Origin of the sequence: Loigolactobacillus rennini DSM 20253 (genome assembly GCF_001436505.1) — a bacterium.
GTDB lineage: Bacteria > Bacillota > Bacilli > Lactobacillales > Lactobacillaceae > Loigolactobacillus > Loigolactobacillus rennini.
The window spans coordinates 16,653-28,916 of record NZ_AYYI01000026.1 but is presented as its reverse complement, the minus strand read 5'-3'; the positions used below and the strand labels follow the sequence as shown (position 1 = coordinate 28,916).

General features: G+C 39.5%; 13 protein-coding genes. All 13 read left to right on the top strand.

Annotation, left to right across the window (positions count from 1 at the left end; all coding sequences use genetic code 11):
- The first annotated feature begins 15 nt into the window (after nt 1-15).
- The 13 genes from FC24_RS04230 to FC24_RS04170 all read left to right on the top strand — a co-directional run bounded on the left by FC24_RS04230 (nt 16) and on the right by FC24_RS04170 (nt 12,260).
- Nucleotides 16-327 carry a hypothetical protein gene (locus FC24_RS04230; RefSeq protein ID WP_057873634.1) on the top strand — a complete coding sequence of 104 codons (312 nt, stop codon included), beginning with the start codon at nt 16-18 and terminating at the stop codon, nt 325-327.
- Complete coding sequence (locus FC24_RS04225; protein ID WP_057873633.1) at nt 317-667, top strand: hypothetical protein; 351 nt, start codon at nt 317-319, stop codon at nt 665-667. The genes FC24_RS04230 and FC24_RS04225 overlap by 11 nt, the downstream gene beginning before the upstream one ends.
- Nucleotides 654-1,019, top strand: coding sequence for a hypothetical protein (locus FC24_RS04220; RefSeq protein WP_057873632.1), 366 nt, complete (start codon nt 654-656; stop codon nt 1,017-1,019). The genes FC24_RS04225 and FC24_RS04220 overlap by 14 nt, the downstream gene beginning before the upstream one ends.
- Before the next feature lie 2 nt (nt 1,020-1,021).
- Nucleotides 1,022-1,432 carry a hypothetical protein gene (locus tag FC24_RS04215; protein WP_202813605.1) on the top strand — a complete coding sequence of 137 codons (411 nt, stop codon included), beginning with the start codon at nt 1,022-1,024 and terminating at the stop codon, nt 1,430-1,432.
- A gap of 13 nt (nt 1,433-1,445) precedes the next feature.
- The gene (locus FC24_RS04210) at nt 1,446-2,081 is read left to right on the top strand and encodes a hypothetical protein (protein ID WP_057873631.1); all 636 of its coding nucleotides are present in this window, start codon (nt 1,446-1,448) and stop codon (nt 2,079-2,081) included.
- A 23-nt stretch (nt 2,082-2,104) separates the two neighbouring features.
- Nucleotides 2,105-2,590: a collagen-like protein gene (locus FC24_RS11885; protein WP_057873630.1), complete on the top strand. Its 486-nt coding sequence runs from the start codon at nt 2,105-2,107 to the stop codon at nt 2,588-2,590.
- A gap of 67 nt (nt 2,591-2,657) precedes the next feature.
- Nucleotides 2,658-3,011: a hypothetical protein gene (locus FC24_RS04200; protein ID WP_057873629.1), complete on the top strand. Its 354-nt coding sequence runs from the start codon at nt 2,658-2,660 to the stop codon at nt 3,009-3,011.
- A 281-nt stretch (nt 3,012-3,292) separates the two neighbouring features.
- Entirely contained in the window at nt 3,293-6,751 is a 3,459-nt protein-coding gene (locus tag FC24_RS04195) for a phage tail tape measure protein (protein WP_057873628.1), read from the top strand.
- Nucleotides 6,751-7,437 (top strand): phage tail domain-containing protein, encoded by a 687-nt coding sequence (locus FC24_RS04190; protein WP_057873627.1) that lies wholly within the window; start codon nt 6,751-6,753, stop codon nt 7,435-7,437. Before FC24_RS04195 ends, FC24_RS04190 begins: the two co-directional genes overlap by 1 nt.
- Nucleotides 7,434-11,291, top strand: a complete 3,858-nt coding sequence (locus tag FC24_RS04185; RefSeq protein WP_057873626.1) for a phage tail spike protein — start codon at nt 7,434-7,436, stop codon at nt 11,289-11,291. Before FC24_RS04190 ends, FC24_RS04185 begins: the two co-directional genes overlap by 4 nt.
- Nucleotides 11,292-11,298: 7 nt before the next feature.
- Entirely contained in the window at nt 11,299-11,706 is a 408-nt protein-coding gene (locus tag FC24_RS04180; RefSeq protein ID WP_057873625.1) for a hypothetical protein, read from the top strand.
- A complete protein-coding gene (locus FC24_RS04175; RefSeq protein WP_057873624.1) occupies nt 11,696-11,926 on the top strand; it encodes a hypothetical protein in 231 nt (76 codons plus the stop codon). The genes FC24_RS04180 and FC24_RS04175 overlap by 11 nt, the downstream gene beginning before the upstream one ends.
- Before the next feature lies 1 nt (nt 11,927).
- Entirely contained in the window at nt 11,928-12,260 is a 333-nt protein-coding gene (locus FC24_RS04170; RefSeq protein WP_057873623.1) for a hypothetical protein, read from the top strand.
- Nucleotides 12,261-12,264: the final 4 nt, after the last annotated feature.

Below are 12,264 nucleotides of genomic sequence, written 5' to 3'. Positions count from 1 at the left end.
TAAGGCGGTGACTGAATGAATTTTACAGTTAGCCCTGAATTATTAGCAGAGACTAAAAGCCAATTAATGATCACGTTTGATGAACGCGACCCAATGCTGGAAAACTCACTTAAGGCTGGAATGGCATTTATCGTTGACCGCGTAGGGCCGTTAGATTTCAGCGAGTCGAATTTAGTGGGAATCAAAGCTAAAGATTTATTGCTAAATTATTGCCGGTATGATTGGGATGGTTACCGCCAGGCATTTGAGGCTGATTATCGCTCTGACATTTTGTCCTTGCAGATTGCGAATGGTATTAGACGGCGAGGTGGTGCTAGTGCAACATAGACTGACTAATTTTAACCAAGGTGTAGTCCATTTCGGTACTATTGAAACCAAACGTAATGCTAATCGCGAAAAAATAGGTTTTGAATTTAACGAGGCAGGATTGTTATTTTTTAATTATCGGCAAATCCGAGTGGAAGACCAGGATTATTTTAAGGTTGCCAAAGATAGTATGGCTAACTTAAAAATCGAAACCTACTATTATAATAGTATCGACAAAGAAAGTCATAAGGCTGTTATTAATGGTGATTATTATGAAATTACCGCAATCGATCCCAGCAATGACCGCAGAACAATGTTTTGGTATCTAGTTAAAAAGGGGGCTTTAAATGCACTTTATTGACCAATTTAAATTGAATAAATTTATTGAAATCATGAGTAGCCAAACGTGGCCACTTTTTGATACTAACCTGGAAAAAGACGAGATCATCAAAAATCCGTCTTTTTTTGTTTACTCGCAAGAGGGTGAAATTAGACCGGCTACGGCGCATAACCAGTATTTAAAAACTTTTACACTAGCTTTTTTAACACGTAAGCAAGAGCAATTGGATATTTTAGCCCTAGCTGAGCAATTACGGTTAGCAGGATTGCGTTTTACGGGTAGCGAAATCGATGAAGGTGAGTTTGCGGATACCAACCAGCGGGCAAAAATGATCACGTTGAATTTTGTGCATGTGATAAAGGTGCGTGAATAGTAATGGCTGTTGAGTTCTTTTTAAAATTTAAAAAGTCACAAGAAGTGCAGCGCGCTATGGCTAAAGTGCCCGACAAAGCAGAAAAAGCTGTCAATAATGTTTTAAGAACGACTGGTATTAATACGGCGATACAGGCAATAACTGGATTTATTCCAGTATCTGATCGCAATAAACGCCATGCTAAAACGTCTAATCCATTAAAGGGAGATTTAATGAATCTCGGATTTAAAGTTTACCCTCGTGGTGGTGCTGCTAGTAACAAGAATAGCTTTGGCTATTTAGTCTTTCCAAACGATGGTATTGGACCACATAACTATATCGCACAGGAATTTTTTGAACGTGGCGGTGAACAAGCATCGACGCGAATTTTTAACGATCTAATGACAGCCTTAGCAGAAGCGGCTGAATTATAAAGGAGGAATAGAATTGGTAGAAACACAAACAACCTTTGACGAATATAAGGTAACAAGTGCCTCAATCCAATGGTTTGATGGTAAAGAATATGCGCCTGGTGTACCACTGGGGTGTACAGGAAAACTTGAATTAGAAACAGAATTAAAAAGTGTTGTGAAAAAATGCGAAGGTGATGAAGTACGTCACGTTGACATTCCAACACAGATTACGGGCACATGGACGGGCCACTTTCCGGTTGAAAACTTACGTAAAGTTTGGGGCTTGTCCACCGATGGATTAAAACAAGGGGTTTACGCTTACGGTACTTCTAGCCGTCAGGGTCGTGGAATCTTAACGTTTGAAGTTTTAGATTTAGACGAACAAGTAAAAATGTTGCGCGCATTTACGAATATGCAATTTTCTAACGGTTTAACTTGGGAACTGGAAAATGGCGGTGAAGAAATTGCAGAAATTGAGCAAGAATTTATCGCGATGAAAGACGACAACAGCAAGTTTTACTACGAAGCATTGGAGTCTGAATTAGAAGATAGCGAATTAAAAACGTCTTGGTTAACTAAATTTACACCAGAATTGGCTTTGGCTGATCCAGCTGCAGAAAAGGCTGAGGCTGATAAAGCGTTAGCTGACCAGGCTAAATTATCTGATTAAAATTTAGAAAGGATGTTTTGACTATGGCATACGAGCCAACAGCATGGAAAAAAGGCGATGTAATTACCTCCGCTAAGTTAAATAAATTAGAAGCTGGTGCTAAAAATGAACAAGTAGGGCCTGCCGGAGAAAAAGGCGCAACTGGCCCGGCCGGATCTACGGGGCCTGCAGGTCCAGCTGGTAAAGCAGGGGCTAACGGCAAGGATGGTGCTGCTGGAGCAGCAGGCAAATCGGCTTATCAAACTTGGTTAGACGCTGGCAATGAAGGTACAGAAGCTGAATTTCTAGCAGCTTTGAAAGGACCAAAGGGCGATGCTGGTGCTAAGGGTGATAAAGGCGATCCCGGCGAAAAAGGTGCAACCGGTGTTGCCGGCAAAGACGGAGCTGCAGGTGTTGGGGTTAAGGCAATTACTTTAATGACTACTGACGGTAAAGTGACTGCTGGTACTGCTACCTTAACCAATGATAAAACAGCTGACATTACTGTCACAGAAAAACCAGCTTCTTAATTTTTTACAGTCGCTTAAAAAAATCACAGTATGCGCTGAGCAGGCGGCTATTAGAAAGGACAGAAAAATGACAAAACGTAAATTAACCTTTAACGATGATACGACTGTAACGATTAATCCGCGGATTTCAATAAAAAAATTACGTGAGTTCCAGCGCCAAAAATTACTGCCGGCGTCTTTATTGGAGGCCTTTATTAATGCAGATAAAGATCCGCAAAAAATGGAACCTTATTTAATTAACTCAGTTTGGATTGCCTATTTGAATGCTAATCCGACTACAAATATGACCCAAGCTGAATTTGAAGATAAAATCGGCTTGGATTTTGCTTTATTTGGTGAAGTGCTAACAGAAATGGTCGGTGGTACTGCTAAAGCAGATGCCAAAATGGCTCAAGGTTTTAAACGTGCAACAAAAAAATAAAGGCGGCTGATCGTGACAAAAAACGTAAGCCGCGGATTGTAATTACTGATGTAGAAGACTTATATAGTTTTTACGTTTTTTTTGTTGGGCTAGCACCAAATATTGTAGAAACCTGGAGTATTGCCGAGTTGAATAAATTGGCACGGAATAAAATTGCGATTGAAAATTATTTAAACTCATAGGAAGGAGGTCATCTAAGGGCAGGCAAAAAGGAAATCCAATTAGAGTACAAAATTATTAACCAGCAGTTTAAGAGCGCGATTACAGAAAATAATCGTGCAATGACCACCTTGAATAAGCAGTTCCGGCTGCAAAAGCAACAGATGCAGAGCTCAGCTTCTGAATCGCAAAAACTGGAGGCCGAGTTAACTAAGCTCAATCGTCAGTATGAATTGGCGCAAAACAAAACCAAGCAGACGTCTGATGCCTTAACACGAGTTAAACAAACCACCGGTGAAAATTCTAATGAAACGCGTATCTGGACGAATAAATTATTAGATGCGCAGCGGCAAGAGGAATTCCTTAAGAATAAAATTGACGGCACAACTAATAAATTAAAGTCGGCTACGCAAGCCGAGAGTGCTGCAGCTAAAGCCTCAAAAGCGAGAAAAAGCAAATTGCGAGCGTTAGCGACGGAGCAGGATCATTTAAAATCTAGTTCTACTAGACTTAGTAAAGAATATGAATTACAAGTAGCACAACTGGGCAATAATGCTAAGGCCTCTGACAAGGCAAAGTTGGCCAAACAATATTATGCTAAACAGGAACAGGGAACAGCTGCACAGGTGAAAAACTTAGAAAAGCAGCTATCCGTAGCCAAGCAAGAGTACGGCGAAAATTCTAGTGAAGTCGACAAGTTAAGTAATGAATTACTAGACGCGAAAAAGTCACACCAAGAATTTGCGAACTCTTTAGCCGAATCAAATAATAAATTAAAACACTTTGGCGAATCGATGACTCGGGCCGGTGGCAAGTTAAAATCAATTGGCCGCGGTATGACAGTTGGTGTGACCACACCAATTGTGGCTGGTGTGGCTGCATCTGTAAAAGCTGCTAGCGACTTTGATTCTGCTTTTACTGGTGTAAAGAAGACAGTTGATGAAGCCAAGGATGCAAATGGTAAAACCACCATTTCTTATAATGATTTGGAAGACAGTATTCGCAAAATGTCTAAATCAATTCCGGCTTCAACGACAGAAATTTCTAAAGTGGCTGAATCAGCTGGTCAATTGGGGATCAAAACAAAAAATGTGATGTCGTTTACCCGTACAATGATTGACATGGGGCAAGCAACGAACATGTCCTCAGAAGATGCCGCTCAAGCCCTAGCAAAACTAGCTAACATCACGGGCATGCCGCAGAAGAATTTTGACCGTTTAGGATCATCGATTGTTAACCTAGGGAACAACATGGCCACAACTGAGGCAGATATCGTTAATATGTCGTTACGGTTAGCGGGTACTGGCCACCAGGTGGGCTTAACCGAAAGCCAAATTACTGGGCTAGCTGCCGCAATGAGTTCTGTGGGGATTAAGGCAGAAGCTGGTGGTGGTGCTATGTCACGGGTAATGCAAAAAATCAATACCTCTGTAGCTGGTGGCGGTAAAACATTAGATAAATTTGCCAGCGTGTCGGGTATGAGTGCTAGCCAGTTTAAAAAAGCCTGGCAAGATGACGCTTCGCAGGCGATTGTTGCCTTTGTTAAAGGCTTAGGCAAAGCCAAAAGTAGCGGTAAAGACGTTACATCGATGTTAAAAGACATGGACATTAATTCTACGCAAGAAATTGATACGATGTTGCGGTTATCTGGGGCTGGCGGTACTTTATCCAAGGCATTGGATATTTCAGCTAAAGGCTGGAAAGACAATAGCGCGCTCACACAGGAAGCTCAAAAACGGTATGAGACCTTTAGCAGCAAATTGAAAATCTTGAAAAATAAAGTAACTGACGTTGCTATTGAATTTGGTGGGCCATTAATGGATGCTTTAGGGTCAGCCTTAGACGCATTGGATCCAGTATTAAAGGTGGTGGCCAATTTAGCTAAGAAATTTAGCGAAGCTAGTCCGGAAACACAAGAATTCGTTATAGCATTAGCAGCCATAGTAGCAGCAATTGGGCCATTATTATCAATTATTGGTACGCTAATGACTGTTTTTGGACCGATTGTGGCTGCGATTGGCGCTACAGGTGCTGCAGTTGTTGCCATTCCAGCCGCGATTACTGCAGTTGTGGTCGCCATCGGTGTTGCGACTGCGTATATCGTCACTCATTGGGAACAAATTAAGGAAAAAACCAGTGAAATTTGGAATAGCATTAAGGATTATTTGTCAGGAGTATGGAACGGTATTAAAGAAACTGCTTCAAGCATTTGGAATGGTTTAAAAGAGTTCTTTAGTAATTTGTGGCAGGGTATAAAAGATACCGCTGCAAATATGTGGAATGGATTCACAGAATGGATCAGTGGTATTTGGCAAGGAATTATTGCTGTAGCTTCACCAATTTGGAATACATTAGTGAACGTATTTAAAGTTGTTTTTATGACGATTCAATCAGTCATTCAAGGTGTCTGGCTTTTTATATCATCTTGGTTACAAGCTATTTGGCAAACAATTATTGCATTAGTCCAGCCCATTTGGGAACCAATTAAAATATTTTTCACTAATTTATGGAACGGAATTAAATTGGTTGTCACAACGGTGTGGAATGCCATTAAAACTTTCTTAATCACCATTTGGAATGGTATTAAAAATACCGCAATGATCGTTTTTAATGCGCTTAAGACAGTTCTCACAACTGTCTGGAATGGAATTCAAGTAGTTACTACGACTATCTGGAACGTGATAAAGGGTGTCGTTGTCGCCATTTGGAACAGTATTAAAGGTGCTGCTAGTTCAGTGTTTAATGCTATAAAGTCAGTTGTTACCGCAGTTTGGAATGCTATTAAAGGTGTCACTACCACAGTTTGGAACGCAATTAAATCGGTGGTTACTGGAATTTGGAATGGAATTAAAGGTAAAGCCAGTTCAGTTTTCAACGGTATAAAATCCGTTGTAACGACGATTTGGAATGGCATTAAATCGGTGACTAGTTCTGTCTGGAACGCAATTAAGTCAGTCGTTTCCAGTGTCTGGAATGGGATTAAAGGTGTTGCATCTTCGGCTGCAAATGGTGTGAAAAGCAAAGTGACCAGTGTTTGGAATGGTATTAGGTCAGTAACCTCCAGTGTCTGGAACGGGATTAAGAGTGCGATGACCCGGCCAATTCAAGCAGCTAAAAGTACTATTTCTGGGATTGTAAATCAGATTAAAGGCTTTTTTAGTGGCATGCATTTAAGTATCCCAAGAATTCACATGCCGCCGCTGCCGCATTTTAGTTTGAGCGGTCATTTTAGCTTGAAACCACCATCTGTGCCGCATTTAAGGGTTAATTGGTACGCAAAAGGTGGAATTTTCCGCAAGCCAACTCTATTAGGTGGCAATAATGGCGTCGGCGAAGCGGGGCCAGAGGCGGCATTGCCGTTAACTAAATCAGTTCTAGGTGAAATCGGTGATGCGATTTTTAGAAGTACTCACATTAATCCAGATGAGGTTAATCAAAGTCGAACAGTAAACACGTACAACATTACGTTTAATAACGAAATCAGCAGTGAGCACGATATTGATAACATTTTTGAGAAAACAGATCAATGGTTAAGCAGTAAAGGTGCAAAGAATAATTTTGGCGTTAGGGGGAATGCTTAATGACTAATATCTATATAGATGATATGAAAGACCAGGATATGTTGTTAAGCATGGTTGACCGTACTGACATTGAGGCCCCGGAGCCGGAATATGAATCGGAGTATATTGAAGGCCGCGACGGTAGTGTTAATCGGTTTAAATACTTTAAAGACGTTGAACAGACTATCGAGTTTAACATCTTAGAACGTTTTAACGTTAAACCACAATTACGCAAGATTAAAGCCTGGCTATTAAATGCTAGGACTTTTTATTTTTCTGACGATGACGTGTACCGTAAAATCAAGCGCGTGAAAATCGATGGGATTAAAAATGATATCGCAGAATACGGTGAGTTTAAAGTCGCTTTTACCTGTGATCCATTTGAGTATGCCAAAGAAGATGAAATTTTAACGCCTGCTAGTGGAACGGCAGTTAACAACTTTGGCACGTACAAAAGTTTGCCAATTTTTAAACTCTATGGCAGTGGTAAAGGTACCTTAATGGTAGGAAAAACTAAAATTGCAGTAAATCTGCAAAAAGAATATATGTTAATGGACTCTGAAATTAAAGAATGCTACTACACGACCACTAATTTAGGCAGTTATATGACGGGAGATTTTCCAGTTTTACAACCTGGGAAAACAATGATTACGTTTAACGGTGGGATTAGCAAGGTTGAATTACAAAGGAGGTGTCGCTATCTGTGATTAGGTTATATGCGGAAAATGAAACTAATTTTGATAATAATGGTTTGGCAGTATTGGACGCTGATATTAAAGAAAACACCGTTGAAGAAAAAATGAACGGGATTTATGAGTTTGATTTTGCCTATTTGAGTAGCGGGAAATACGCCAATCTGCTGGATGGCGACATGATCGTTAAGGCACCAACGCCAGACGGCAACCAGCTTTTTCGCATTATTAAAGTGACGAAAAATATTGGCTATCTAGAAGTCAACTGCTACCACATTTTTTATGATTTAGCTGGTAATTTTATCGAGGATATCAATATTGTTGGACAAAATGGCCAAGATGCCCTTGATCATATGGATACCGGAATGCAATACCCAACACGATTTAAGTTTATGTCTAACATGACGCAGGCTCGTAATGCGCGAATGGTACGGTTAAATGCCGTACAAGCTTTACTAGATGCATCCCAGGACAACAGTTTTTTGTCGCGTTGGGGCGGCGAAATTAAACGAGATAACTTTACTGTGTTATTTAATGACGTCCGCGGAAACGATAAAGGTTTTAAGGTGCAACACGGTAAAAATTTAACTGGTTACGAAGCGGAGATAGATTACTCTACTGTCGTTACAAAGATTATGCCGTATGGGTATGATGGTTTAATGTTGCCAGAAAAGTACGTTGATAGTCCGTTAAAGAATAAATATGCTTTTACTCGGATTAAGAAAATTGAGTATAAGGACGTTAAAGCAATTGACCCTGAAGCGACAACAACAGATGAAGATGCTGTGCCGTTGGAACAAGCTTACGCACAGTTACGAGCAGCGGCGAGCCGGGAATACAGTGTTAATAAAATTGACATCCCGACTTCTAATTTTAAAATTACGTTTAAAAATTTAGCTGACACGAAAGAGTACGCTGATTTTAAAGCTTTGGAAAAGGCCTTGCCGTGGGATTACGTTACGGTAGTGACGCCAGATTTTAATATTATATCACGGATGATTAGTTACCAGTACGATGCACTGACTAAGCAGTACAAAAAAATTGAGCTAGGCAATTATGTGCCAGCTTTTACCGATACTACAACCAGCCTTAACAATCAGTTAAACAACGTTAATGATGGTTTAAATAATCTAACTAATGACGTAAATCATGTGGCTAAATCAGCTGATGGTAAAAACTCAAATTATTACGGTCCTGACGAACCATTGAGCCCAGTAAATGGAGATTTATGGTACAAGAAAAACGGCGATAAAACGGAACTATGGCAATATGACGGTAAAGCAGTCCCACCTGGTTGGAAATTACTGGTTGATGATAGTACTGGCGAAGAAGTTAAACAGAAAGTAAAAGAAGTGGGAGAAGAGACTCAGCAGGCGATTAATGATGCAAATAATGCGGTGGCTAACGCTGGTTTTGCTAAAGACGCAGCAGAAAAAGCTAAAACAGACGCGGCTAATGCGTTAGAACGTGCTGTTACTGCGTTTGAACATGCAGACAGCATTAATGAAAGCTTAACTGCTGAAATCGACACAGTTAATAATAGTTTGGATTTAAAGGCCAATAAAACTGATGTTAACCGCATCGACGGCACAGTAAATAATTTACAGGCTGACATTAAATTACAAGCAGACGAAATAAGCAGCAAGGTTAGCCAGAATGATGTTAAAGGGATGTTAAATGGTTACGCCACTCAGAATTGGACGCAATCACAGGTTAAGCAAACAGCAGATAGTATTAATTTAACTGTTAGTAATGTGGAAAATAAAATTGACAATTTAAATTTTGGCTATCGCAACTTAATTCCGAACGGATCGTTTAATGATGGGCTAAATGGCTGGGAAAATACAAATCCAAAAGCTATTTATGTTGGAAGTGAAAAGCGTAATAGTAATAGTTTTGTGATGTTTAATGGGCTAAATGATGCAGAAATGACAGGTGCTGATTATATTGGTGATTTGATTAATACCACAAAAATTTCATTACAGCCAGAAACTGAATACACTTTACGAATTATTACTAGGAGTGGAATTTATAATCATTACTTAAGTTATTTAGAAGAACGAGATAAAAACGGTAAGGTTTTAAACGACCATGCTTTTAAAGTTCTGCAAACTGATGCTAGCGTTTATTCAAAAAATATACAACGATTTACAACCAATACCAATGCGGCAACTGGGACGTTTAGGGTTAGGCTTTATCCTGGCGATCAGTTTATGGCTGGCGAAATAATTTTAGTGCAGGGAAATAAACTGCCGCAAGACTGGATAGCTGCGCCCGAAGATATGGCAACTAAAACGCAGTTTACATCGCTTGAACAAACAGTCGAAGGCATTCAAGTTACTGCGAATAATGCGGTAACACAGACACAATTGACTGCTTTGAATGACCGTTTTAATGTGACCGTTAAATCACTAACAGCTGCTAATATTGTCCCCGAAATCGGCTGGTCAGGCGCTAAAGAAGCCTCTCATGATTTTTATAAAGGAGGCTACAGGTTATACCGCTTGGGAAATGAAACTACCAGTGAGAACTTTGCTAAATCAGAACGTTTTGCGATAAAGCCTAACCAGAAATATACGTTAAGCTTTATAGGTTTTGCAGCTAGCAATGTGGCTAGTATAGATGTGTTTATTTTAGGGAGACAAAACGGTAACACAATCGATTACGATCCTGCAAAAATACAACTGATTGTAAATAAAAAAAGGCTTTCGGCATCGAATGCCGAACGAGTAGAAGTTACTTTTACAACTCATGATATTGATGAGGCATATCTACGTTTTGATAATAACAGCTCAACTAACGGAAAATTTGCTGGACTATACTTTGCTGAAGTGCAACTTGAAGAAGGTACAAAGGCTACATCATTTAAGCCAGTAGCTTCACAAAGTATGGTTGACTTAACTAGCGACCACGCGCTGGTCTCAGCTAATAAATTGTATTTAGACGCTAGCACGGCCGTTTTTTCTGGAAAAGCTTTTATTCCTAACGCTGCAATTGCAACTCTAAATGCCGATAAGATTACAACCGGAACTTTAAATGCGTCAAAGGTAAATATAATTAATTTAAACGCTAAAACAATAACCACGGGCACACTTCGTGGAGCTAATTTGAGTATGAACTTAAATACAGGACAAGTTGTATTTAAGAAAGGGTATATTACTAGTGCAAACGGCCGAATTAGATTTGACCTAGACCGAAACTATTTTCAAAGTCTAGATATTTCAAATAATGGATTTATGGCTGAAAACGGAGAATTTGTTTGGTATCAGAATTTTATGGCTAATAACAAAAATGAAATTGGAAGAATTATGTACGATGTATTGGCAGAAGGAGACGCTGGTATGATAGTTCAGGGGAATACTGGCGTTGAAATGTCTACTAAAAGTGGTAAAGCTGCAGTTGCGCTTGGAATGGGAGGCCTTTCATCCAAAGCTGATGGTATAAAAATAACGGGAGATCCTTATATTTTTGGAGACCTTGATGTTTTAGGCAAAAAGAATGCAGTACACGTTACTAACGACGGACTAAGAGAGACGCCTGCCTACGAAACTACAGAAAGCTATTTAGGTGATATTGGCGAAGCAAAAACGGATACTAACGGAATAGCCAATGTTGAAATAGATACTATTTTCCAACAAATCATTAATACTGATTATCCTTACCAGGTTTTTATAACGCCCTATTCTAAGGCGCTTTTTTGGGTTGCTAATAGAGAAAAAAATACTTTTATTGTCTGTTCTAGTGCTCCTAATGCTAAGTTTGCCTGGGAAATAAAAGCAAAACGCCGTGGGTATGAAACTGACAGATTAGAAAAAACAGATATTAATTATGAACAACTAAATAAAGCCTATACAACAAAGAGGAGCTGATACAACAATGACACAAACGCTAAAATTTAAAAATGTTGAACTAGTCGCTGTCGGCAATCTGCTGGGTGCGTTAAATTTAAAAAGTAAAGCTAGTCGTGGGCGGTCTAAACTTTTGAAATTGATTGTGGCCAAGAATGAGGAATATGCGGCTGATCGCAAGGAAGCTTTAGAGCCTTACTTTGATGATGGCCAAGTAATTAAGACTGAAGAACAAGAAGCACGTAAGGTTGCCTTTGAGCTGGAAAATGAGGCCACAGTTATTACCATCACAGAATATGTAGAAAAATTAAAGTCTCTGTATGAAGCAATTAAAGACTATCCTTACGAATTAAAAAATCAAGACGCAACTGCCTACGATTTATTAATGGATCAATTGGAAGAAAATTTTGAAGGGAGCAATAACGATGGAAATTAGAATGACTGACTTGAATTATAGTTTTAATGATAACGGTGAAGCGGTGGGGACATCCGTTAGCTTTAATGGTAATGAGGGTGCTAGCTTTATCAACGGCACGATTAATCTGAACAGTGAGGATTTAACCGCTAAACAATCTTTTACTGACTTGCCTATGAGCGAGATTGCTAATATTGCTCGCACTAAATTTGCTGATTTTACAGCAATGGCAGGTGATTAAGTTGGAGGAAAAGAGTGATCATAAATTAATTCAAGCACATGAAAAATTGCTGCGGGACCACGAGAAGCGCTTAGGCCGCGTAGAACATGAAATGTTGCAGATGCACAAAGAATTTCTACAGGGATTGGATCGCGTAGACCAATCTAATAAATATCTGCGGGAACAAAACAACGATATTCTTGGAGCGATTATTAAACGCAATGAAACTGAAGAACAACACAAACACCAGCTGCAACTGATTAGCCGCAAGAATATGTGGCAGTTAATCATCGGGATTAGCTCAACGACTGGACTATTATATATTATTTTGCAACAGCTGTTTAAAATTTTATAAAGGA